Below are 25,061 nucleotides of genomic sequence, written 5' to 3'. Positions count from 1 at the left end.
TAATTGCGCCTGCCTGATTAACCGTGTCAGATTGTCAGCAAAGCTATCAATTTCAAGCTCAAAGGTAATTCATTGCAAATAGTATTGTATATCAATCCTAAGAATCCTAATGTAACTCTAATCCTTTTTGCCGTTTGCTCAACCAAATCTAGCGCCCATACTCAGGTCTCAGAACCGTTTATACCAAATAATTTCAACTACTATGCAATACATAGTACCTTTAAATCATCAAACAAAAATAAATAGCCATAGCCATGAACAACAACAGATTATTCCGCAATACAAATAGTAAAGTTTTAGGTGGAGTTGCAGCCGGGATCGCCGATTACCTGGACATAGATGTAACGATTGTCCGAGTACTTTTCGTCCTTGGTGTTTTTATCCCCGTCACTTTCCCGATCATCCTGTTTTACATTGTCCTGTGGATCGTCATGCCGGACGGTGCCAGAAGACCCAAACCATTGGAAGGAAACAGGTATTCCGCCTAAAAAAGTAAAGATTCCATCAGTAAAGACTTGGTAATTGCAAACCACCGGAAAACAAATTCCGGTGGTTTGTTGTTTTATGATTAATTGCTATTTTTACAAATGGTATGCAGGCATACTAATCGTCAAATGCCTGTGATTTACTTCAAATTAAAATCAGACATTATGAATGCATACATAGTTGCCGGTTACCGCAGTGCAGTCGGAAAAGCTTCACGAGGAGGTTTCCGTTTCACCCGCCCTGATGACCTTGGAGCAACTGTTATCAAATATTTGCTTGAAAAAATTCCTGGCCTGGATCCTGCACGTGTGGACGACGTCATTGTGGGAAATGCGGTTCCTGAGGCCGAACAAGGCATGCAGATGGGCCGTTATGTAGCATTGCTGGCGCTTCCAAAAAACGTTTCAGGAATTACGATCAACCGTTATTGCGGCAGCGGCGTGGAAGCCATTGCGATGGCATCCGCCAAAATACATGCTGGAATGGCCGATTGCATCATTGCAGGCGGAACAGAATCCATGTCGCTCGTTCCTACAATGGGCTGGAAAACAGCATTGAACTATGACATTGCACACACAAACCCAGACTATTATTTAAGTATGGGCCTGACAGCCGAACAGGTTGCCAAAGACTTTAATATCAGCCGTGAAAAGCAGGATGAATTTGCTTTCAGCTCACACCAAAAAGCATTGAGGGCGCAAAAAGAAGGCTGGTTCGCTGATGGAATTGTGCCTGTAACCGTAAAGGAGACCTATTTCGATGCTGCTTCCGGGAAAAAGAAAACAAAGGAAACAGTAGTAAGCCAGGATGAAGGGCCGCGCGCGGACACAACTTTGGAAGCACTTAATAAATTGAAACCCGTTTTTGCAGCTGGCGGAACAGTAACGGCAGGAAATTCTTCGCAAACTTCCGATGGGGCAGCATTTGTAATGGTCATGTCGGAGAAAATGGTGGAGGAACTCAACCTGAAACCGATCGCGAAAATGCTTTCCTATGCAACCGCAGGTGTTGACCCGCGCATTATGGGCATCGGTCCTGTGGCTGCTATCCCCATCGCATTGAAACAAGCGGGATTGAAGTTGAACGATATCGAACAAATAGAACTGAATGAAGCCTTTGCGGCACAGTCGCTGGCAGTAATTCAGGAGCTGGACATTGATCCGGAAATTGTGAACCCTAATGGCGGCGCCATCGCTTTGGGCCATGCATTAGGTTCGACGGGAGCGCGGCTTTCGGTTCAGTTATTCAATGAAATGGAACGGAGAAATCAAAAATATGGCATGGTAACAGCGTGTGTGGGTGGCGGACAAGGTGTGGCTGGTATTTTTGAAAGATTAAATTAAATCCGCTTAATAACCGGAAAACTAAATTGACGGTCTCCGTTGAAGAATTAACCATCTTCGGCGGAGATTCTTTATTTTTGCCCGCAAACCGACACACCTGTTCATGGATGTATCCATAATCATTATCAATTACCGGACGCCTCAACTCATAATCAATTGCTTAGACTCTATTTACAGGTTCACTTCGGGCATTTCTTTTGAGGTTATTGTTGTTGATAATGATCCCGGAAACGGTGGCGGGGAACTCGTAAGAAAGTCCTATCCGGAAATTAAATGGATCGATTCCCCTTCGAACGAAGGTTTTGGGATTGCCAATAACAGGGGAATGGCCGTAGCGAAAGGAAAATACTTCCTGCTGCTGAATGCGGATACATTAATAACTGACAATGTCATTTACCGCTGCTTCGAACGCCTGAACGTACGAACGGACATTATCGCCTGCGGCGCACTTCAATATTATGCTGATGGCAGCCCGATGCCCTTTTACCAAAGTTTTAATGAATTCAGAAGAACATTCTTCATCCTTCCGATCAGTAATGCCGTAGATAAGGTGATAAAGAAGTTTTATCCCGATCCCCAATATGCCGATCCGGACCAGCACGACTGGCTCGTAGGCGCTTTTATTTTTGTGCGTAGGGAAGGATTTGAGAAAACAGGCGGGTTCAGTGATGATTTCTTTATGTATGGCGAGGACGTTGAATGGTCGGGGCGGCTCGGGAAATTGGGAAAACTTTGCTATTTCAAGGACTGCAAATTCATTCACCTGGAAAATAATAACCCATTCCGCCGCACGAATATTTCCTGGATCAACCGTTTCAGCACGCAAATGCAGATTTCCAACTTCCTCTGGGTGAGGAAACAATATGGAATGTTCCAGTATTTACTGCTAATCGTCCATTATATTTCGATGATCCCGGTTGTTTATATTTGGAAAATGGCTTTGAACTTACGCAAGCACGGAGACCCGTTTATCGAATTGCGCACACAACATATATATGTTCGCAAAACCAGGGTAATCCTGAAATATTTTTGGCGAACACTCCTATTGAAAAAAGGGCTCTACAAAATAAAGCCCGAAGAAAATATTGATCTGCTAACAGCTGTACATGAACAACGTTAAGAAAAAGATCCTCTTTTTTACTCCTTATGCTACCCGGACAGGATCAGAAATGATGCTGCTTTATATCGTAAAAAAAATTGACCGAAGCCGGTTTGACATTGGAATCGTAAGTTTTGCCAATGGCGAATTGTTAAAAGAATTCCCTTCGGACATTCCGGTTTATATAGCGCCCAAAACTTTCAACATGGTGGAAAAAATATCTTTTCACCTTGGAATTCATCCCACATTGAAATATCTGAGGAAGCTCGCAAAGGATTTTAAAGCAGATTTTTGGTATGTAAACACCACCATGATGCCGGAAACGATCGTGGTAGCGAAGGAATTTTCTATTCCGGTTATCACGCATTTTCACGAAATGCCGTTGACTTACACTTATTTGAGCTCACCGGATTTCAAAAGCATTATCGATTATTCGAGCCTGCTTCTCGGTTGCTCCCAAACAACCTGCGAGCCCATTAAAGATGCTGGCGGGAAGAATGTGGAGTTGCTTTACTCCTTTATTGATCACACGCTCGTAAAAAAAGATGAAAAGCGGACAGCCGAGTTAAAACGCGCACTAGGGATTCCCGCTGACGATTTTGTCTGGATTTTATCCGGAATGACATCCGAAAGAAAAGGTTTTGATATGTTACCCGATCTCGCACAAGAACTTAACGATCCGCGCGTTCACTTGATATGGGTTGGGGCGAGCATTGACGACGGGCTGGTTTATTATACAGAACAACGTTGCAAAAATTCCAAATCCGCGACCAAAATTCACCTTGTAGGAAAGCAAAAAGAAGATTATTATAATTACCTTAACATGGGAAACGGGTTTTTACTGACATCCCGCCAGGACCCTTTTCCTTTGGTGATGATTGAAGCTGCGCTGCTCGGCAAGCCTATTGTTTCATTCCCTTCCGGCGGTGTTTCTGAGTTTATAAAAGAAGGAATGGGCATTGTAACCCAGGATATTAGTATAAAACAAATGGTAAAAGCAATCCGCTCGATTATGCGTGGTGAAACGGTTACCGACAGTGAAAAAAGCATTGAAGTGGCGAGCCAATTTAACATTGACAATGGCTACAACGAATGGATCAGATTAATTGATAAAAACTATTAGCATGCATAATTCTACGTACGGGTCCAAACTGCTCACGAAAATTTTTTTTGTGGTTTTGGCTTGGACCATTTCTTTCCAATCCCTTAACGCCCAGTCTAATCCGGCACCAACCGAAGCGGACAATCAGCGTTATCTGGCATTGATGTTGCTCAATGTCCTGGACAAAGATGAAAAAGGACCGGAGCTTGATCTGATCCGTTCGGCGCATGCGTACGGAATGAATGCGGTTTATCTTACCATTCCCTGGGATAAAGTTTATTACACTTCACCTAATGAGAAGCCGCTTTGGGACAAATTTGATCAACAGATCAAAACTGCCACAGACCTGGGCATGAAAGTGGCGCTGCGTATTCACCTCGGCAGGCATAGTACAAGAATTAAGGGCTTCTGGGAGCCGTCTGACAGCCATATGAGCTCCACGGGCAAGCCTGTTCTCAGCGGATATCAGGACACTTCATTCGGATTTGATAATCAGCCTGTTGTAAGCAGAGCACAGGCATTTGTAAAAGAAACCGTTACGCGTTACAAGCATCTTCATACCAATAAGCAGCTCCTTTTTATCTCCATTACCAACACCGGAACGCAGGAAGGTGAATATCCGGGTGGATTGATAGAAAACGGCAAGGAAAGTGCTGCGATTTACGATTATTCCAGATCGATGATCTCTGGCTTTCGCGAATTTTTGAAAACACATTATAAAAAACTGCAACGGCTTAATTATCTATGGGGCGTCGAGCATAAGAGCTATGAAGAAGTGCTTCCACCAGCAACGCCTTGGGAACCAGGCGAGACATTCCGCCAGCGTGCCGGAAAAGACTGGTACATTTACCGGCACCTCATCCTGAAACGCTACACCGAGCAAATGATCTCCACAGTGAAGTCAGTTGACCCGAATATAAAGTTTGTATCCGATTATGGCTCCGTTTTCGACAAACCTTCCAGTGTACGCGGTACGCTGGGTTTCAGAAGTTTAAATGAAAAATCGGATGGCATTAAAATTAATGATGATCTGGCCAGTGATCACCGGTGGTCAGTTGACATCATTAAAAGTTCATCTCCTCCCAACTTCATAGCAGCTAATGAGCTGTTTATCAACGCCTCGGTTGATAACAATGCGCATTTGAGGCAGATCAATGAGAATTTTGCGCACGGCGCGAATGTCGTTGCAGTTGTGGCTTCTGTTCAAAACACGATGAACAGAGCCGAGCCATTTCTCCGGCAGGCCGCACAAACGTGGCTTGGTCAGGCTATGAAGCCTATTGTATACACCGATTCCGTGCGTTACAGACTTTCGGCGGCCGTGGAAAAAGGAGGGCCGATCAATGTTATTTTTGATGAGTGGAGAAAACGCGCTTATGCCGATCCTGCGAACCCAAAACCAGTTTGGATTGGCTTGCAGGAGGATATTCTTGCGCCTGAGTATTGGAACGACGCAGCCAATTATCCTCCATATGTGTTCCGGCCGGTGCCGATGCAGATCGTTGCGGTAAACAAAGATTTTGCCTACAAATTGCCGATCGATACATTTTCGGACGTCGACGGAACGATCGCAAAAATGGAAGTAGGCGCTTTGCCAGGCTGGTTACGTTTCGAAAATGGCCAGTTAAGAGGCAGGCCAACAACATTGGGCGATTACCGGATCCAGGTGAAGGGAATCGACGATGAAGGCGGAATAACTGAAGCCTTTTTGACAATTCGTGTGGATACGCGTGAAAACGCAAACAAACCGCCGATTGTTGACGCCAACTTCTCCAATCAGACAATTGCGCTGAACAAGCCATTTTCTTTGCCTATTGCCGAGGGCGCATTTGAGGATGTGGATGGTGAAGTGACAAAAATCGAAGCGAGCGAGCTTCCGAACTGGCTTAAATTTACAAATGGTGTCCTGACAGGAACGCCCACAAAACTGGGCGAATACAGGATCAGCCTGAAGGCATATGATGATCTGAATGCATTTGTGGAAACCTACTTTACGATCAAAGTCGTTGAGCCGCAGTTCCTGAATGCGCCGCCTTATGCCAGCAGCTCGCTGCCCGTAAAATACGCGCAGCTGAATATGCCATTCAATTACATTTTACCAAGCGAAATTTTTGGCGATCCGGACGGTTATATCTCTTCCATTTCATTACAGAACCGCCCTTCCTGGCTGAATTTCCAACTGAATGTTTTTTCCGGAACGCCTACGGAAGAGGGAGATTACAGGCTCATTATCAGGGCTTATGATAATGCAGGAGCTTATGTTGAAGTGCCATTTATTTTGAAAGTAGAAATCCCCCAAGTGCGCTTCGAGCTTGTACAGGGCGGAAACAAAGTGGACCAGCGTGTGATCCGGAAGCTGGACGGCGACGATGTCATTCCTTATAACGAACTGCCGCAACTGCTGAACATCTTCGCCTACGGGAATTTTGAATATGACAGAGTCGATTTCAATATGACTGGTCCGTATAACAAGAAATCACAGACCAAAACCTTCCCGTTTGCGCTTTATGAAAACGCAGGCGGATTTGCGCCTTACATTGGCCGCTACACATTGACCGTCACCGCCACGAAAGAGGATTCCGTCATTGTTACGAATTCTATTCAGTTCAGCATTTCCTTTGGCGACTCTGTTAACATTACCAAAGACCTGGAAGACTGGCGCTTTTTCCCAAATCCGGTTGAAAGTGTTTTCAATGTAAAGCTCCCGGCAGACCTGGTTGCTAATGATATCACTTACGAACTGATCACGGTTTCCGGCAAGCGGATCCATTTTCCAAAAGAATTTGTCACTGTTTCCGACGACCTGGCCAACATTGATTTATCGAAATTGAACATTTCTTCCGGCATGTATTTTATCCGCCTGAACAGCAACGGCGCGCTTCTGAAACAATTTAAGATCTTCAAAAAGTAAGTTTCAAACACCGGAAACATCCTCTTTCGATTTTTGCGAAAGGTATGCTTGCATAATAATGCGAATGATTTATATTTGCAATACACAAAGTAGTATGCAAGCATACCTTTAATTCAAATCTTAATCATTAATAAAAATTAACGAATATGGCCGTTGCAGAAGTGAACAAGACGTCTATTAAGGGAGGGGAATTTTTGATAAAAGAAACCTCATCTTCACAAATTTTTATTCCTGAGGAGTTTTCGGAAGAACAGCGTATGATTGCAGACACTTGCAGGGAATTTCTCGGCAAGGAAATATGGCCGATCCTGGACGAAATAGATCATGCAAAAAGCCCAGATCTGATCTCAGGGTTAATGGATAAGGCAGGTGAATTAGGCTTGCTGGGAACCGCGGTTCCGGAGGAATATGGTGGATTTGGCATGAATTTCAACACTTCCATGCTGGTTGCGGAAACCACTGGCGCCGGGAATTCATTTTCCGTCGCACTTTCGGCGCACACGGGAATTGGCACATTGCCTATCCTTTACTACGGTAACGACGAACAAAAAAGTAAATATTTGCCCAAGCTGGCAACAGGCGAATGGAAAGCAGCCTATTGTTTAACAGAGCCAGATTCCGGCTCGGATGCCAACTCCGGGAAAACCAAAGCGATACTCACCTCCGACGGCCAACACTACTCCATTACTGGCCAGAAAATGTGGATTACCAACGGCGGTTTCGCGGATGTATTTATTGTCTTTGCCAAAATTGAGGAGAATGGTCAAGCCGATAAAAACCTGAGCGCTTTCATCATAGAAAAATCCTTTGGCGGAATTACGATGAATGCGTCGGAGCATAAAATGGGCATTAAGGGCTCGGATACGCGCCAAATCTTCTTTAATGATTGCCTGGTCCCGGTTGAGAACATGCTTTCCGAGCGCGGAAACGGTTTCAAAATCGCAGTTAACATTCTGAATATTGGCCGGATAAAATTGGCTGCCGCAGCATTGGGCGGCGCTAAAAGAGTGACGCAACAAGCCATTCAATATGCCAACGAAAGAAAACAATTCGGAACGGCGATAGCGCAATTTGGCGCGATCAAGCATAAGCTGGCAGAAATGGCCACGCAAATGTTCGCAACGGAATCAGCGGCTTACCGGGTTGGACAGAATATCGATGACCTGATTTCTGCTTTTCAGGAGAAAGGAATGTCGGACGCTGAATCCAAACTAAAAGCACTTGAAGAACTGGCCATTGAATGTGCCATCATGAAAGTACACGGCTCCGAAGTGCTTGATTATGTGGTAGATGAAGGTGTTCAAATTTATGGTGGAATGGGTTTTTCAGCCGATGCGCCGATGGACCGTGCCTACCGCGACAGCCGCATTAACCGGATCTTTGAAGGAACCAATGAGATCAACAGACTGCTTGTCGTGGATATGCTTTTGAAGCGCGCGATGAAAGGCCAGATCGACCTGATGGGACCTGCAATGGCGGTTGGGAAAGAGATTATGTCCATTCCCGATTTTAGCATAAATGAAGATGAAACGCTTTTTGCGGCGGAAAAAAAGGTCATTCAGAATCTCAAAAAAGCAGCGTTAATGGTTGCCGGAGCAGCGGTGCAGAAATTTATGATGAAACTTTCCGAGGAACAGGAAATTATCATGAATTTGGCTGATATGGTTATTGAAATTTACGCAGCCGAATCGGTTCTCCTGCGTGTTGAAAAAAGGATTGATCTGCTGGGAGCGGAAGCAAACAAATTGCACGCGGACATGGCCATGATCTATCTGCATAGGGCCGTGGAGAAAGTAAACAATGCCGGAAAAGCCGCTATAACAAGTTTTGCAGAAAGTGACGAGCTGCGGGTCATGCTTATGGGATTGAAAAGATTCACGAAAATTGAACCGGTTAACCTCAAAGATGCCCGCCGAAGAATTGCCGACGAGCTGATTGCCAAAAATGACTATGTTTTTTAAATATGATATTTCAGGCGGATAGCCCGGGCGGAAAGTCCTGAGCTAATGCCTGCACAACTGAAAACCAAATGAATTCCCGAAAGCCGTATCTGAATCAGGTCCGGCTTTTTTGTTGTGATGAAAGGTTTTTTATTCTACCCCAAAATGCGCAAATTTGGGAAACCAATGTCCGTTGTTTTCACGTTAGGTTATCGGTTTGTTTGAATAAAATATCGCTAAATAATTTACGTTGGATTCTCTACTAGCTACTGAAAAACCACCTTTCATGACCCTGCATTCCCTGGATCTTCGTACAACGGGCCAATTTCCTGCATTACTGCTTGATTATCTCGATCAAAAACCGGCATTGGAATCGTTTTACAGTATTTATCCAACATTGGAGAATGCAAAAGAAGCCATCATTAGCAAGCAGAATTTCGATATTGAGAAGCGTAAAACGCTGGTTGAAGTTTTAGAAAAACAATACACGGGGCTTCCCTATCTCCCTGATTTTTCAATCCTTTTAAAGGAAAATACATTCACTGTAACAACCGGCCACCAGCTGAACATTTTTACCGGGCCGCTTTACATTATTTATAAGATTGTAACGACCGTGAAGCTCGCGAGAGCGCTGAAAGAGGCATACCCTGAGTACAATTTTGTGCCCATTTACTGGATGGCTTCCGAAGACCATGATTTTGAGGAGATTGCCACTTTTCATCTGTTTGGACAAACGCATAAATGGACAGGTGAGCACAAAGGAGCCGTGGGCAGGCTAAATCCGAAAGAATTGGAAAGCATTATCAAGCAAATGCCGGACAAGCCGCTGTTGTTTGCAAAGGCTTATCTGGAAAATACGACGCTGGCCAATGCGGTTCGATGTTATATGCACGAATTGTTTGGAAAGCAGGGCTTAATCACGCTTGATGCAGATAATGCAGATTTAAAACGCCACTTCCTCCCGGTTATTCAAGAAGAGCTGACCCACTCCGTTTCGGAAAAACTGGTCACGGAAACCACCGGCAAACTCAATGCACTGGGTTATCACACGCCGCTTCACGCAAGAGAAATCAACCTTTTTTACCTGGCCGACGGACTTCGCGAGCGCATTACGCGCGACGGCAACGATTTCCAGGTTTTGAACACCGACATTACATTTACTGAGTCAGAAATCCTCGATCTGGCTTCAAAAAACCCAGAATTTTTCAGTCCGAACGTCGTTCTCAGACCACTATACGAAGAAGTGATTTTGCCAAATCTTGCGTATATAGGCGGGCCGTCAGAAGTGCCTTACTGGATGCAGCTGAAAGGCGTTTTTGAGCATTTCCATGTGCCTTTCCCGATGTTAATGCCGCGTAACTTTGCTTTGTATATTAATAACCAGCAGTGTAAAAAGGCGCAGAAGCTGAAGATCAATTACAAAGATCTTTTCCTGGACGAAGTTGCGCTGCGAAAAACATTTATTGAAAGAAATTCAGAGCATATGTTAAGTCTGGAAGAGCAGAAAAATGCCTTTAATGATATCTTCGAAGCGATTTTAGGCAAAGCGACTGCGGTGGATCAAACTATGCACGGTGCAGTTAAAGCGGAGCAAACGCGTTTACTGAATTCATTAAAACATTTGGAAAAACGCATTATCAAGGCCGAGGAGCGCAATCATGAGTCTGAAATTACGCAACTGATCAGCCTTAAAAACAAGCTGTTCCCGAACGGAATCGCCCAGGAACGCTATGATAATTTGCTGAATTTCTACATTAATGATCCGGAATTCATCGAAAAACTATTCGACCTTTTCGATCCGCTGGATTTCAGATATAATGTGATTGTTGAAGATAAATAGCTAATTAACAGCTGTTTAATCTTTCAATTTCACATCTCCAAACCTCGAAACGACGGTTATTCTTGTCCCGGAGCCAGTGCCAACCTTTCCCTGATATTGCTTCTGTTTATAAGCTTTGTCATCCTTCGCAGGCTGCATTGAAAAATTGACGTTTGAGGAAGGATAACTGAAATTCCCGTAAGTAACCGTCACATTGAACTGGTTAGCATCTGCCGGCAAGATAATTGAGGAGTAAGATGCCTGAATGTCAATATCTTCCGCAGAATTGGTCAGCTGATCGATCTTGAAATTCCCTGAATAATTCAGCTTTATTTTCCCCGATCCGCGCATGGTCCCGATTTTCGCTCCGGAATAATCAATATCCGCATCCAGATTCGTGACGTCGCCAATGTTCAGCTCACCGAATTTATTGGTTATAAAAACTTTTTTAGCCAAATCCAGCTTCAAGTTTGAATACTGACATTCCAGCTTTCCACCATCCATTCTGCCAATTTTGGCACTTCCATAACGCACGTCAATGATGTTTTCGGCATTATCCAAAAGATTGGCAACAAAGTTTCCGTAACGGGAATCAATGGTCAGCGGCGCATGAAACGAAGGAATGTCCGTGTCGCCAAACTTGTTGCGAACGACCAACGCGTTTTCTTTGGGCATGTAAACTGTGTAATCGATCTGTATGAAGTTCTTTTCGCCTTTCCGGTTATTCCAGCCATTATTTCCAAACTGGCTTCGGTCAATATGAGTGGTGAGGTTAATCTGGTTCTTAACCCGTTTTTCATCAATTTTAATCGCTCCCAAATATTCCGACGCCCGGCCGTCCGTTGGCGCATTGGCCGTTATAATGATCTCAACCTTAATCTCTTCCTTATTCCAAAGATTGATTTTGACCTGACCGAACTGGTTATCAACCACAAGCTGGTCATTATTTTTAACATCAAAAACCTTTACTATATTCCTTCGCTTTTCTACGAGTCCGTTCTGTTCCGGATCCGGGTTTGCTGCCAGCGCCATCTGCGGCAGCACGACCAGCATGCTAAATAACAGGTGCGCTGTTAACTTCTTTATCGTCTCCATTTTTTACTTTGTTAATCCGTTGCAAAATTTCTAATTGTTGGTTGAGCAGGTCAACCTGCCATTGTAAGTTCTGGACCATCGCTTCCAGCAACGCTTCCTGGTTGGGAGCATTGGATAAGTTGGAACGCAGGTTTTGATAACTCACTTCCAGACTTTCCAGATCAGCAGAGAAATCTTTGTACAACTCCGGATTGTTCCGTGCGAGCTTAATGATTTCCTCTCTTTTCTGGTCTATTGCAACATTGTAAGCATTGAATTCACGGGCATAGGTGGGGACTTTGAGCGCCACTTTCGGATCGCGGGTTATGCCGTATTCATTATTAAGGTAAACTAAAAATCCGATTCCGAGGGCCAGAAACACACCGGCGGCTATGCGCCAGTCGAAATAGGGGCTGCTCAACCTCCTAATTTTTTTTTTGGATTTCTCCGGCACTATCGGAATCTCGCTATGTAATTTGCTATCGATCTGGCTCCATAAAGAATCCTGCGGTAAGAAAGTATCAAATCCATCCCTGTTATCTCGCACAAACCGCTCCAATCGATCTTTTTTATCAGAAGAATTTTTCATAAAATCATTAACTTGTCATGTGTAAATAATGTTCTCAAATCCTTGTTTGTTTAGATGGAACTCAAACGATTAAGTTTAAAATTATTGCTACAACTATTTTGAAAGCATTTCTGTAAGTTTTCTTTTAGCCCGCATATATTGCGTCCGCGAAGTAGTTTCGCTGATCCCCAGCACCTCCCCTATTTCCTCGTGATCGTAACCTTCAAATAAATAAAGGCTTAAAACCACTCTGTAACCATCCGGCAGTTTCTGGACCGTGTTGCGCACCCGCTCCACTTCCAGATTTGTCTCATGCTCGTCCATTCCGAAATAGCTATCATTCCGGTCGCTGTCTTCCATCGTTTCCTGCCATTCTTCAATCTCCACCCACTTCACTTTCCGGCTCCGCATGTGGTTAATCGCCTTATTAACGACGATCTGCTTCAACCACGCACCAAATGTCGACTGCTGCCTGAACTGGTGCAGGTTGGTGAATGCATCCACGAATGCCTCCTGTAAAGCGTCCTCTGCCTCCCCCATATGATTCAAAATCCGCATGCAGATGTTGAACATGGCTTTCGAATACGACTTATAAAGCTCGTATTGCGCTTTGCGCTCACCGAGTTTACAACGTTCCACCAGTTCGACGTGCCGGTCAGGGTAAAATTGTGTTTTCAAGCAGCAGGCTAATATATATTTTGAACGTTCTGTATAAAGGACAGTAGATGAGACTACATGTTGCATCAACAGGAAAAAAATTTTCCGGAAACGTCGTTCGAACAATGTCGGGTCAACCGTTGTTCTTAAAAAAGGCGCGCATATTTTTGATTTTTGGTCATAATATACCCTAATTTGTTAACTGCAATCTACCAATTTAGTCAATGAAAACGTTCAACATTCCTGATTTTTACCGGAGCAGGATTATTACGCCGATTAAGGAGTTCCGTCGTAAAAATGATAAGCTGAAACGTGACTATGCGCCTACTTTGCTGGATTTTGGCCCGGTCCAGTTCCTGATTGCACGCCATTTTGGATTTTGTTATGGGGTTGAAAACGCCATTGACATTGCCTACAAGGCCATTGCCGAAAACCCGGATAAACGAATTTTCCTGCTCAGTGAAATGATCCATAACCCCGACGTAAACCGTGATCTGGTGGATCGCGGCGTCCGTTTTATTATGGATACGAAGGGAAACCCTTTAATTCCCTGGGAAACCCTTACTTCTGAGGACATTGTGATTGTTCCTGCATTTGGAACGACCGTTGAAAACCAGCAAAAACTGACTGAACTGGGCATTAACGCGTATGTTTATGATACAACCTGTCCTTTTGTAGAAAAAGTCTGGAACCGCGCCGCGCAGATCGGAGAGAAAAATTATACGATCATTGTCCACGGCAAACCCAATCACGAAGAGACACGTGCCACATTCTCGCACAGCAAGGAAAATGCGCCGACGGTTGTTGTGGAAAATATGGCGCAGGCCGAACGTCTTGCAGAATATATGAAAGGCACATTGTCGGCAGCGCAGTTTTTTCAGGATTTCAAAGACCAGTATTCCAATGGCTTTGATCCCGAAAAAGATTTGCAGCGTATAGGCGTCGTGAACCAGACAACCATGCTGGCTTCCGATACACAAGGCATTGCGGATTTTTTAAAAAATGTAATGATCAAACATTACAGCCTCCGCCCCGAACAGGTGGAAGATCGTTTTGCCAATACACGCGATACATTGTGCTACGCAACGAATGATAATCAGGATGCAACTTATGCATTGCTGACGCATGAGGCTGATCTGGTGATTGTTGCGGGTGGATATAACAGCTCAAACACCACCCATTTGGTGGAGCTTTGCGAACAGAAATTCCCGACTTATTTCATTGAGTCAGTGAATAAAATTTTGGATAAGCAGCTTATACGCCACTTCAACATGCATTCCAAAGAAGAAATAGTTACAGAAAATTACCTCCCCAAGCACACGCCTGCCCGCATTATGCTCACATGCGGCGCCTCCTGCCCGGATGCGGTCGTGGAAGGGATTCTGACCAGGTTACTGTCCTTTTACGAAGGCACAAAGGACATTAACGAGGTGATGGAACAATTTTGAATTTGAACCGAAAAAACATTTAGCTTACCGTTCGCTCAATTAAATGGACTTGCGGATTTTACTAAAATTATATTCGTAGGATGGCTCAGAACGGCCGTCCTTTTTTCGTTTCTTACGCGTGTTCTCACTTACGTTTACTCCCTTCGTGATTATGAAAAAGACTTCTGCTTTTGCATTCTTTTTATCCCTTTTTATTCCAATACTATTCAACAGCTGCTCTTCTCTAAATGAAATTCGCGTCGCAGGGACCAACTTTACAGATGAGATCAGCCAGTCGCAAAATCTGGTTTTTACATTCAACAAAGACATTGTTCCCGAAAACGAGTTGAATGATTGGGATTCCACACAATATGTGCAGTTTGAGCCCGCAGTGCGCGGGAAATTCAAATGGTCGGCGCCTAACGAGCTCGTTTTCTCACCCGTAGCCGGATTTGGGGCCGCTACCAAATATACAGCCAAACTGACCGATCAACTGATTGAAAAGGCTGATAAAGACACAAAATTATCCATTTCAAAAGACCCGCTCGATTTCCATACACCTTATCTTCAACTGGTTGAAACAGAAAGCTGGTGGGCACTTTCCCAGGAAAGCGGCAAGCAGGAGGCCCGGTTGAGGTTGATCTTTAATTATCCGGTTAGCAGTCAGAATGTTGCCGAAAAACTGAAAGTGACGATTGCAGATAAGTCTTTGGATTACAAAATATTGCCGGTTACAAATGAGCATTCGGTCACGCTCGCCATCAGCAACCCTGGCAAGACGGACAACAATCCAATTCCCGTTAACATTGCCATTGAAAAGGGCCTCAAAGTTCAAAACACTTCATACATAAGTGAAGATGCGATTACGAAAAGTGCCAGTTTGCCTTCGCCTCTTCACCTTGAAATCGTTGATATAAAAACCGGTTTTGAGAACAATTCAGGTTATGCTCGCATTGTCACAACCCAGGAACTGGACAAGGAAAGCATTGCGAACGGCTTCAAACTAAGCCCCGAAATCCAGGTGCAGACGGAGCCAACAGAAAATGGCTTCACCATCCGTGGCGAATTCAACGAGACAGAAACATATAATTTACTGATTAACAAAACATTGAAAGGTGTTCTGGGTGCTTTCCTGGAAAATGAAACTTCTAAGGACCTGTTTTTTGGAAAAATGCCTGCGTCCATTGCCTTCGCTAATAAAAAAGCACTTTATATGACGCCTCGGGGCTCCAAAAACCTGGGCGTTCAGATTGTCAATATTCCCAAAGTACAAGTTAAAATTTCAAAATTATTTGCCAATAATATCCTGAGCTACGTCCGCAATAACCGCTGGAACGAGTATGGCTATTCCGGCGATGATTGGGTGGAAACGGGGGCATTTAATTATAGCGACGACCGGGATAATGAGCTGAGCGACGTGATCGTAGACAAAACAGTTGAAACCGAAAACCTGCCAAAAAGTAAAGGAATAGCGGCATTGAATGTTGCCTTACCCGAAGATAATCAGCGAAAAGGCGTTTATCTGGTGTCGGTCAATTCAAAAGAAGAGGCTTATTTGGGCGCAACCAAGTTGGTGTCCATTTCCGACATTGGTTTAATCGCGAAACAGGGCAAGGACGAAATGTGGATTTTTGCCAATTCCATTAAAACAAATGAGCCCCTTGGCGATATAGAAATCACGCTCATCAGTTCCAATAACCAGACTGTGCACACCGCAAATACAAACGGAGAAGGCATTGCACACATTGAGAAGCTCAGCGAAAAAGCGCCGGGATTCAAGATCGCCATGCTCACGGCCAGCGTCAAGGAAGACTTTAACTATCTGATTTTAGAAGACACACAAGTTGAAACATCGCGTTTTGAAGTGGAAGGTTTGCGGGATAATGTATCTGGCTTACAGGCTTTTATTTATGGCCAAAGAGACATTTACCGCCCAGGCGAGACCATGCATTTCAACACGGTCGTCCGCACAAAAAAATGGGATAGCGCCAAAGAAATTCCGCTTAAACTGCGCATGGTTACGCCCAATGGGCGCGAATATCGCACCTGGCGCAAAAATACGAATGACCAGGGCGCAGTAGAAATTGAAGTTCCGATTGACGCGGCCGGACTTACCGGAACCTATGTGCTGGAAGTTTACAACGGCAATGACATTCTGCTCGCGTCGCATGCAGTTAGCGTTGAAGAATTTATGCCGGATCGGATAAAAGTGGATCTAAGTGGTGCGGCAAAGGAATATCCTTCCGGCAGCAATGTATCGCTAACTGCAACCACGACCAACTTATTTGGCCCGCCAGCCAGCAACCGGACTTACCAAATGGATGCCCAATTCAAAAGAAAGGGATTTTCTGCCACTGCTTTTCCTGAATACATCTTCGACATTCCCGGAGAAACCGCATTTGAAAAACAAAGCCGCCAGGGCGTAACCAATGAGCAGGGACAGGCGACAGAAAGCTTCCCAATATCTGCTGATTTAAAAGACATTGGCGTGCTGGAAGGCAAAATTTTCGTCACTGTTTTTGACGAAAATGGCCGCCCGGTCAATCGTTTGCAAAGATTTGACGTTTTCACGCAGTCCACATTCTACGGAATCCGCCTTCCGGACGCGTACGTCGGCACCAATGCCCCGGTTCCGGTTGGAATCATTGGTGTGAACAATAAGGGTGTTTTGAAAAAAAGCGCCGCAAAAATCGAGATCGTTCGACTTGAATATCAGACGGTTGTCGAGAAAAGATATGATGTGCTGCAATACACTTCCAGAAAAAGTGAAAAGACGGTTTATTCCACGACATTGGACCTCAAAACCGGAAAAGGCAGCATTCAATATGTGCCGACGGTTTCGGGAGAATATGAAGTGCGCGTGCGTAGGCCGGGCGCAGAGCATTATACGCTCGCTCATTTTTATGCGTACGGCTACGGTTACACGCAGTATTCTTCATTTGAAGTGAGTAATGAGGGACGCGTGCTGATGGAAACGGATAAAAGCAATTATAAGGTTGGAGAATCGGCCAAAGTTTTGTTTAAAACACCTTTTGACGGGAAACTTCTGGTCACGGTCGAGCGCAATAATGTGCTCGAACAGCATATTTTAAAGACTGAGAAAAAGGCTGCGGAATTAACATTAAAGTTGAAAGAAGAACATTTACCCAATGTCTTTATCACCGCCACGTTAATCCGCCCGTTCGACACCACGGACATGCCGCTCACCGTTGCGCACGGATTCACACCAATCCTCGTAGAAGATCCTCACAGAAAGCTGCCCATTGCCATAACGGCGATTGAAAAATCCAGATCTAAGACAAAACAACAAATCAAAATTAAGACCTCGCCTAATGCGCAGGTTACGCTGGCGGTTGTGGACGAAGGCATTTTACAGATTAAGAACTCCAAAACGCCGGACATTCATGGCCATTTTTATCAGAAATGTGCCCTGGAAGTAACCACACACGATCTATACGCTCAATTGTTTCCTGAACTTACCATAAGCGGTTCTTCCAGCTTTGGTGGCGATGGTTATGATCTGGAAAGAAGGATTAATCCTCTGAGTAATGGCCGGACAGAACTGGTTTCCTTTTGGAGCGGCTTATTAACCGCCAATAGCAGTGGTGAAGTCACGTTTGACGTCAATCTGCCGCAATTTAGCGGTGATCTCAGGATTATGGCTGTGGCTTATAAAGACAATGCGTTTGGTTCAGCAACCAAAAATATGAAAGTGGCGGATCCGGTGGTGATCAGCGCAGGTTTACCCAGATTTTTGAGTCCAGGCGACGAACTGACATTGCCCGTTAACATTAGCAATACAGAAAACAAAGCTGCGAATGCAACCGTCTCCGTGCAACTAAGTGGCCCGCTTGCCTCAGGAGCGGTTCCTTTGATCCAAAAGATGACGATCTTGCCTGGCAAAGAAGCACGTGCCGTTTTCTCCGTGAAAGCCCTGCCATCCATCGGACTTGCGAACATTACGGTAAAGGTTTCGGCATTTGGCGAGACTTTCACAAATCAAACAAACATTACAGTTCGTCCGGCATCGCCTCTTTTAAAATCGAGTAATTCGGGTCAGATTGCGGCTGGTAAATCTGGGTTCATTAATCTTTCCTCCACATTCATTCCCTCGACCACCAGAAGTCAGATTGTTTTGAGCCGGTCACCGTTGGTGCAGGGCGGCGGGAAAGCGCTTTCTACATTGCTTGGTTATCCTTATGGCTGCCTGGAACAGACTGTTTCAAAGGCTTTTCCTCAGATTTACTTTGCTGATCTTACCAAAGCGATGGCCGCGCCGGTTTACACGGTCAAAAGTGGCGCCAGCGACTTCAATCCCATGACGAATGTGCAACAAGCGATCAGGAAAGTGGAATCGCTGCAATTGTTTAATGGCGGCTTGGGCATGTGGCCCGGCGCCACGCAGGAAGATTGGTGGGCAACGGCATATGCCGCTCATTTCCTTGAAGAAGCCAGAAGAGCCGGCTTTGAAATCAATGCAAAAACGCTCAGCCGGGCATTGGATTACCTTAAATCACAAACCGGAAATACTGCAAACAAAGAAGTGGTGACAGCGAGCACAGGAAATAGCTTGAATTACGGAAGTGAGCAGTCACCCGGATCGCAATCCCGCAAAACGGTGGCACGCAGAGAGGCCATCTATTCGCTTTATGTCCTGGCACTGAATAGCCGGCCGAACCGCGCTTCTATGAATTATTACAAGCAAAACCCCCATTTGCTCACGTTGGATTCTAAATATTTACTTGCAGCTGCATTTCAGCTGGCAGGCGACACCAGAAGTTTTAATGCTTTATTGCCTAAAAAATATGTACCTGAAAACGGCACGCAGGGTTTTGACAACAGCTATTCGTCTCCATTGCGAAATATGTCATTGGTTTTAAATACGCTTTTAGAATCAGATCCGGATAATCCGCAGATCTCTGTGTTAGCGCGTCAATTGTCCAAAACTGTTCAATCAGCGGCCTATCTCAACACGCAGGAGGCTGCATTCTCAGTTTTGGCACTGGGGAAATTGGCTAAAAAGACCGCGGGATCAACAGTCACAGCGACGGTTTCAGCCAACGGAAAGAACCTGGCGTCATTCACCGGCAAAGAACTTAAAGTTTCCAAAGGAATAAACAACCAGAAAGTCGCTATTCAAACGCAGGGATCGGGTGATTTATATTGGTTTTCACAATCTGAAGGCATGTCGGCCAGCGGCGCATACGCGGAGGAGGATCAGGGATTAAGCATTCGCCGTCAGTTCCTTACCCGCGACGGCGCACCAGTTCAGACATTTAAACAAAATGACCTGGTTGTTGTGAAGCTGACATTAACCAGCACAAATGGTCTGCCGATCGAGAACATCGTGGTAACCGATATGTTGCCATCCGGTTTTGAAATTGAAAACCCAAGAATTACCGAGCCACGCGATATGCCCTGGATCAAAAACGCATCAAGCCCTGAATATCTGGACATTCGTGATGACCGCATTCACTTTTTCACCACGGCAAATAATGTGGCCAAGACATTCTATTATCAGGTCCGCATTGTTTCCAAAGGAACATTTACCGTAGGTCCGGCCGCTGCGGATGCGATGTATCAAGGCGAATACCGCAGCTATTCAGGTGGCGGAAAAATAACAGTGGAGTAATTAGAAATAGAAAAAACGCAAGATCAACCCGCCGGCGATGGCTCCTAAAACGGGGCCCGCCACGGGGACCCAGCCATATGACCAGTCTGAGCTGCCCTTATTGGGAATGGGCAAAATAGCATGGGCGATCCTCGGCCCCAAATCCCGGACCGGATTAATAGCATAACCCGTGGTGCCGCCTAATGATAATCCAATGCTCCAAACAAGCATTCCGACCAGATATGGAGTGACACCGGAAGGAATTCCGCCCTTATCGGGATCAGATGTGCCGGCATAGCCGATGGCAACAACGCCGACTATCAGGATGATGGTAGCAATGAATTCACTAACAAAATTGGAACCGGAAGATCTGATGGCAGGGCCAGTAGCAAAACAAGCCAGCTTGGAGCCTGCGTCTTCGGTAGCTTTCCAATGTGGTAAATATTGCAGCCAAACAAGCACAGCGCCCAAAAAAGCACCAATCAATTGCGCGGGAAGGTAACTTGCGAGCAAGCTATAATCCTGACGTAGGAATGCAAACGCAATGGTTACAGCAGGGTTCAGATGCGCAGCTGCACTTCCAAAAGCATTGGCAGTGAAAATTCCGATCATCACTGCAAAGCCCCAACCCGCCGTAATAACGATCCATCCGGCATTTTCACCCTTGGTTTGTTTGAGAACAACATTGGCGACGACGCCGTTACCTAATAAAATGAGGACCATCGTACCAATTAATTCTCCAAGAAAGGGTGAAGGTTGCATAAGTTACAAATATGGTTGGATCAGCGAATATGCGAATAGTTTCATAATTTCTGGCATCGATACTAAAAAGAATATTTCACAAATTTTTTACCAATTTTCGACGCTGATTTCTACTAACTTTGCCTAATAATCTATTTTTGTATTGAAAATCATGTCATTAAACCAACTTACGGCTATCTCTCCCGTTGACGGCCGTTACTACAAGCAAGTATCCGAGCTTTCTGCTTATTTCTCCGAATATGCCCTAATTTATTACAGAGTTTATGTGGAGATCGAATACTTTATTGCGCTTTGCGAAATTCCATTGCCTCAATTAGCGGAGTTTGACAAGAAACATTATGCTTCCCTGCGCAAGATATATGAGGATTTTAGTGAAGACGACGCGCTGCATATCAAGGATATAGAAAAAGTTACGAATCACGACGTTAAGGCCGTTGAGTATTTTATAAAAGAACAGTTCGAGAAACTGGGCATTGAATCCTGCCAGGAATTCATCCATTTTGGACTTACATCACAGGATATCAACAACACCGCGATCCCGCTTTCATTGAAAGATGCGCTGGAACGTCAGATCAAACCATTGTTCCGGCAGGTTCTTTTTGTATTAAAAAGAATGTCGATCGAATGGAAAAATGTTCCTATGCTGGCATTCACGCACGGGCAACCGGCATCGCCTACACGTGTAGGAAAAGAATTCCTTGTTTTCGTGGAAAGGCTTGAACGTCAGTTGGAAATGTTGGATAAAATTCCGCATTCGGCAAAATTCGGTGGCGCAACAGGAAACTTCAATGCGCATCACGTGGCTTATCCGAAACACGATTGGATGGCGTTTGCCAACCATTTTGTAGAAGGTTTGGGATTAAAAAGAAGCCGCCACACGACGCAAATTGAACATTACGATAACCTCGCCGCCACTTTTGACTGCCTGAAAAGACTGAACACGATCCTGACCGACTTGAACCGGGATATGTGGACGTACATTTCAATGGGTTATTTCAAACAAAAAATCAAGGCTGGTGAAGTGGGTTCGTCTGCTATGCCGCACAAGGTAAATCCGATCGATTTTGAAAACTCAGAAGGAAATCTTGGCTTGGCAACGGCGTTATTTGAGCATTTCGCCGGTAAACTTCCGATTTCCCGTTTACAGCGTGACTTGACTGATTCCACTGTGCTAAGGAACATCGGTGTGCCGCTTGCACATTTGGCCATTGCATTGAATTCATTGCTGAAAGGTTTGGGAAAAGTGGAGCTCAACGGAGAGATCCTGAAAGCCGAACTGGAAGAAAACTGGGCCGTGGTTTCAGAAGCGATTCAAACCATCCTGCGCCGCGAAAGTTACCCAAAACCTTACGAGGCCTTGAAAGAACTAACAAGGACCAACGAAAAAATCACGCACGATTCAATTTCGCGCTTTATTGAAACATTAGATGTTTCGGAAAAAATAAGGGAAGAATTGCGCGCAATCTCCCCATTTAATTATCTGGGCGTTGTAGAGGATACGCATTAAGCGATGTGTAGACTTTCCAAGTCTTGAAGACTTGGAAAGTCTCTCCTATCACCCACACTTCGAAGATCCGCAATCCTTGCAAGTCAAACACCCTTCCTGATATAGCAAGTTCGTAGAATTACAATTCTGGCATTTCTGCTTTTTTGCCTCGGTTCCGTCTGGGATATATTGTTTCAATGCTCTGGCTACGCCATTTTTCCAGGTGTTAATGGATTCGTCCAGTTGCAGACTGCTGATCAGATCCACGACCTTCTCGATCTGCATTCCATGACGTAATGTGCTGGAAATCAACTTTGCGTAATTCCAATATTCCGGATTGAACTTGTAAGAAAGTCCTTCGATAGTAGTTTTATAACCCCGGGTGTTTTTATATTGAAAATCATAACGTGAACTGCCATCTGCCTCCCGATTTTTGATAATGACCCCCTCATTAACCCATCTCGGCAACAATATGCCATCTTCATCATCGGCTAAACCTGTGAAAATCTCATAAGGTTGATTATCGATCAAGCCCACGAATGCAATCCATTTGTCTTTTTTATTCTGAAAACGAACAACATCCGCTTCCAGAATTTGCGGTCTGATTGTTGGAAAAGGCACATGACCGGCAACGGTTTCCTCTTTTTTCTCCGTATTTGCGATCAGCACGCCAGATCTTGAACCATCGCGATAAACTGTAACTCCTTTACAACCAGCTTTCCAAGCTTCCATATAACATTCGCCAACCAATTCTTCGGTAACGTCATTGGGCATGTTAATGGTTACGCTGATCGAGTGGTCAACCCATTTCTGAATTGCGCCCTGCATTTTGACCTTTTTCAGATAATCCACATCATTGGAGGTCGCTTTGTAATAAGGCGATTTTTTTACAAGATCGTCCAGTTCTTTCTGCGCGTAATTTTTGCTGATATCAAAGCCATTGATCTCCATCCATTCCTTGAAACGATGGTGGAAAACGACATATTCTTCCCAGGAATCACCCACTTCGTCTACGAAATCCACCCGGACGTCTTTGTCATTTGGATTAACTTTCCTTCTTCTTTTATAAACAGGCAGGAAAACCGGCTCAATGCCCGACGTGGTTTGCGACATTAAGCTCGTTGTTCCGGTTGGCGCAATGGTCAGCATGGCAATGTTACGGCGGCCATATTCCAGCATTTCGTAATAAAGCTGCGCATCAGCCTCCTTCAACCTCAGAATGAACGGGTTATTTTTTTCCCTTTCAGAATCAAATATGGCAAAAGCGCCCCTTTCCTTGGCTGTATGGACAGATCCACGATAAGCTTCAAGCGCAACGGTTTTGTGTATCTCAACGGCGAATTCGGTCCCTTCGTCACTTCCGTAACGCAGGCCTAGCGCTGCCAGCATATCGCCTTCGGCAGTGATGCCGATTCCTGTTCTTCTGCCTTCCTTAGCTTTGGTTTGAATGTTCAGCCACAGATTGCGCTCCACTCTTTTCACCTCTTCATCTTCCGGATCCTCGTCGATTTTTTGAAGAATCGCATCCACTTTTTCTAGTTCAAGATCAATAATGTCGTCCATCATGCGCTGGGCAGCAGCGACGTGCTTTTTGAACAAATCCCAATTGAATGTTGCCGCGTTGGTGAAAGGCTTGTCCACATAGGAAAACAAATTGATCGCCAGCAAACGACAGGAATCGTACGGACACAATGGAATTTCGCCGCAAGGATTGGTAGAAACCGTTTCATAACCCAGATCTGCATAGCAATCGGGCACAGACTCGCGAATGATGGTGTCCCAAAACAAAATGCCCGGTTCAGCCGACTGCCACGCATTATGCACAATTTTCTTCCACAAAGCCGTCGCGTCAATGTCCTTAATGTGCGTTGGTGTTGCGCTTTTGATCGGATATTGCTGTTTGTACGTCTCGCCGGATTCAACGGCCCTCATAAATTCATCATCGATGCGGACAGAAACATTGGCGCCGGTCACTTTGCCTTGTTCCAGTTTTGCATTGATAAAATCCTCAGAATCGGGATGCCTGATCGCCACTGAAAGCATTAATGCGCCTCTGCGACCATCCTGGGCCACTTCACGGGTTGAATTCGAAAATCTTTCCATGAAGGGCACAATGCCAGTGGAAGTGAGCGCTGAATTTTTCACAGGCGATCCTTTCGGACGAATGTGCGACAAGTCATGGCCTACGCCACCGCGCCTTTTCATCAGCTGCACTTGCTCCTGATCAATTTTCATAATGCCGCCGTATGAGTCAGAAGCACCATTGTTGCCGATCACAAAACAGTTGGATAGCGACGCAATTTGGTAGGGATTGCCAATGCCGGTCATGGGGCTTCCTTGCGGAATAATGTATTTGAAATCTTTAATCAGATCAAACACTTCGTCTTCGCTCAGTGGGTTTGGATAAATTGCCTCTATGCGCGCAATTTCTTTCGCAATGCGTCTGTGCATGTCGTCCGGCGTCGCTTCATATATCGCACCGTATGAATCTTTCAATGCATATTTATTCACCCAAACGCGCGCCGCCAGATCGTCGCCTTTAAAGTATTGAAGAGAAGCTTGATACGCCTCGTCTGTGGTGTAAGTTTGCGCAGTGTGCGAAGGTTTTATTGTTTCCATGTTAATTTTATATGAAGAACATTGTATAAAGTCGAATGATAAATTTACATCATTTAAAACTTTAATGTTCATTTTAATTACTAATGTTTACAGAAAAGATTTTTAATGCTTTGATAATGAAATAATTAAAAATTATTGAACCGAAAAAAGTTTACAA

General features: G+C 44.8%; 15 protein-coding genes. 10 read left to right on the top strand and 5 right to left on the bottom strand.

Features of this window, described 5'->3' with window-relative positions; all coding sequences use genetic code 11:
- Positions 1-254: 254 nt before the first annotated feature.
- The 7 genes from MUK70_RS24540 to bshC all read left to right on the top strand — a co-directional run bounded on the left by MUK70_RS24540 (position 255) and on the right by bshC (position 10,721).
- Positions 255-488: a PspC domain-containing protein gene (locus MUK70_RS24540; RefSeq protein WP_234605835.1), complete on the top strand. Its 234-nt coding sequence runs from the start codon at positions 255-257 to the stop codon at positions 486-488.
- Positions 489-650: 162 nt separating this feature from the next.
- A complete protein-coding gene (locus MUK70_RS24535; protein WP_234658380.1) occupies positions 651-1,829 on the top strand; it encodes an acetyl-CoA C-acyltransferase in 1,179 nt (392 codons plus the stop codon).
- A 103-nt stretch (positions 1,830-1,932) separates the two neighbouring features.
- Entirely contained in the window at positions 1,933-2,949 is a 1,017-nt protein-coding gene (locus MUK70_RS24530; RefSeq protein WP_234658381.1) for a glycosyltransferase family 2 protein, read from the top strand.
- Positions 2,936-4,051, top strand: coding sequence for a glycosyltransferase (locus MUK70_RS24525; RefSeq protein ID WP_234658382.1), 1,116 nt, complete (start codon positions 2,936-2,938; stop codon positions 4,049-4,051). Before MUK70_RS24530 ends, MUK70_RS24525 begins: the two co-directional genes overlap by 14 nt.
- A 1-nt stretch (position 4,052) precedes the next feature.
- Entirely contained in the window at positions 4,053-6,941 is a 2,889-nt protein-coding gene (locus MUK70_RS24520; RefSeq protein ID WP_234658384.1) for a putative Ig domain-containing protein, read from the top strand.
- 146 nt (positions 6,942-7,087) lie between these two features.
- Complete coding sequence (locus tag MUK70_RS24515) at positions 7,088-8,902, top strand: acyl-CoA dehydrogenase FadE (RefSeq protein WP_234658386.1); 1,815 nt, start codon at positions 7,088-7,090, stop codon at positions 8,900-8,902.
- A 265-nt stretch (positions 8,903-9,167) separates the two neighbouring features.
- Positions 9,168-10,721, top strand: coding sequence for a bacillithiol biosynthesis cysteine-adding enzyme BshC (gene bshC, locus MUK70_RS24510; RefSeq protein ID WP_234658388.1), 1,554 nt, complete (start codon positions 9,168-9,170; stop codon positions 10,719-10,721).
- A 15-nt stretch (positions 10,722-10,736) separates the two neighbouring features.
- Here bshC and MUK70_RS24505 read toward each other — a convergent pair whose 3' ends face one another.
- The 3 genes from MUK70_RS24505 to MUK70_RS24495 all read right to left on the bottom strand — a co-directional run bounded on the left by MUK70_RS24505 (position 10,737) and on the right by MUK70_RS24495 (position 13,020).
- Positions 10,737-11,795 (bottom strand): hypothetical protein, encoded by a 1,059-nt coding sequence (locus MUK70_RS24505; RefSeq protein ID WP_234658390.1) that lies wholly within the window; start codon positions 11,793-11,795, stop codon positions 10,737-10,739.
- The gene (locus MUK70_RS24500; RefSeq protein WP_234605863.1) at positions 11,755-12,363 is read right to left on the bottom strand and encodes a hypothetical protein; all 609 of its coding nucleotides are present in this window, start codon (positions 12,361-12,363) and stop codon (positions 11,755-11,757) included. Before MUK70_RS24500 ends, MUK70_RS24505 begins: the two co-directional genes overlap by 41 nt.
- Positions 12,364-12,456: 93 nt before the next feature.
- Complete coding sequence (locus tag MUK70_RS24495; RefSeq protein ID WP_234658392.1) at positions 12,457-13,020, bottom strand: RNA polymerase sigma factor; 564 nt, start codon at positions 13,018-13,020, stop codon at positions 12,457-12,459.
- Between the two features lie 203 nt (positions 13,021-13,223).
- Between MUK70_RS24495 and MUK70_RS24490 the strand changes: the two genes are divergently transcribed.
- The gene (locus tag MUK70_RS24490) at positions 13,224-14,447 is read left to right on the top strand and encodes a 4-hydroxy-3-methylbut-2-enyl diphosphate reductase (RefSeq protein ID WP_234658393.1); all 1,224 of its coding nucleotides are present in this window, start codon (positions 13,224-13,226) and stop codon (positions 14,445-14,447) included.
- A 151-nt stretch (positions 14,448-14,598) separates the two neighbouring features.
- A complete protein-coding gene (locus MUK70_RS24485) occupies positions 14,599-20,058 on the top strand; it encodes an alpha-2-macroglobulin family protein (protein WP_244784526.1) in 5,460 nt (1,819 codons plus the stop codon).
- Here MUK70_RS24485 and MUK70_RS24480 read toward each other — a convergent pair whose 3' ends face one another.
- Positions 20,059-20,799 (bottom strand): MIP/aquaporin family protein, encoded by a 741-nt coding sequence (locus tag MUK70_RS24480; protein WP_234605871.1) that lies wholly within the window; start codon positions 20,797-20,799, stop codon positions 20,059-20,061.
- A gap of 151 nt (positions 20,800-20,950) precedes the next feature.
- Here MUK70_RS24480 and purB point away from each other — a divergent pair, with 151 nt between their 5' ends.
- Positions 20,951-22,306, top strand: a complete 1,356-nt coding sequence (gene purB, locus MUK70_RS24475; protein ID WP_234605872.1) for an adenylosuccinate lyase — start codon at positions 20,951-20,953, stop codon at positions 22,304-22,306.
- A 48-nt stretch (positions 22,307-22,354) separates the two neighbouring features.
- On the opposite strand, the gene MUK70_RS24470 is transcribed toward purB, so the two are convergent.
- Complete coding sequence (locus MUK70_RS24470; protein ID WP_234658395.1) at positions 22,355-24,904, bottom strand: adenosylcobalamin-dependent ribonucleoside-diphosphate reductase; 2,550 nt, start codon at positions 24,902-24,904, stop codon at positions 22,355-22,357.
- Positions 24,905-25,061 lie beyond the last annotated feature (157 nt).

This window comes from Dyadobacter chenwenxiniae (genome assembly GCF_022869785.1).
GTDB classification, from domain to species: Bacteria; Bacteroidota; Bacteroidia; order Cytophagales; family Spirosomataceae; genus Dyadobacter; species Dyadobacter chenwenxiniae.
Note: the sequence above shows the minus strand (reverse complement) of the source record. Positions and strands in the feature narration are given on the sequence as shown.

What these genes read in the sequence shown, in the direction of transcription:
- MUK70_RS24540 (WP_234605835.1), top strand. Translation starts at nt 255, where the DNA reads ATGAACAACAACAGATTATTCCGCAATACAAATAGTAAAGTTTTAGGT.
- MUK70_RS24535 (WP_234658380.1), top strand. Translation starts at nt 651, where the DNA reads ATGAATGCATACATAGTTGCCGGTTACCGCAGTGCAGTCGGAAAAGCT.
- MUK70_RS24530 (WP_234658381.1), top strand. Translation starts at nt 1,933, where the DNA reads ATGGATGTATCCATAATCATTATCAATTACCGGACGCCTCAACTCATA.
- MUK70_RS24525 (WP_234658382.1), top strand. Translation starts at nt 2,936, where the DNA reads ATGAACAACGTTAAGAAAAAGATCCTCTTTTTTACTCCTTATGCTACC.
- MUK70_RS24520 (WP_234658384.1), top strand. Translation starts at nt 4,053, where the DNA reads ATGCATAATTCTACGTACGGGTCCAAACTGCTCACGAAAATTTTTTTT.
- MUK70_RS24515 (WP_234658386.1), top strand. Translation starts at nt 7,088, where the DNA reads ATGGCCGTTGCAGAAGTGAACAAGACGTCTATTAAGGGAGGGGAATTT.
- bshC (WP_234658388.1), top strand. Translation starts at nt 9,168, where the DNA reads ATGACCCTGCATTCCCTGGATCTTCGTACAACGGGCCAATTTCCTGCA.
- MUK70_RS24505 (WP_234658390.1), bottom strand. Translation starts at nt 11,795, where the DNA reads ATGGAGACGATAAAGAAGTTAACAGCGCACCTGTTATTTAGCATGCTG.
- MUK70_RS24500 (WP_234605863.1), bottom strand. Translation starts at nt 12,363, where the DNA reads ATGAAAAATTCTTCTGATAAAAAAGATCGATTGGAGCGGTTTGTGCGA.
- MUK70_RS24490 (WP_234658393.1), top strand. Translation starts at nt 13,224, where the DNA reads ATGAAAACGTTCAACATTCCTGATTTTTACCGGAGCAGGATTATTACG.
- MUK70_RS24485 (WP_244784526.1), top strand. Translation starts at nt 14,599, where the DNA reads ATGAAAAAGACTTCTGCTTTTGCATTCTTTTTATCCCTTTTTATTCCA.
- MUK70_RS24480 (WP_234605871.1), bottom strand. Translation starts at nt 20,799, where the DNA reads ATGCAACCTTCACCCTTTCTTGGAGAATTAATTGGTACGATGGTCCTC.
- purB (WP_234605872.1), top strand. Translation starts at nt 20,951, where the DNA reads ATGTCATTAAACCAACTTACGGCTATCTCTCCCGTTGACGGCCGTTAC.
- MUK70_RS24470 (WP_234658395.1), bottom strand. Translation starts at nt 24,904, where the DNA reads ATGGAAACAATAAAACCTTCGCACACTGCGCAAACTTACACCACAGAC.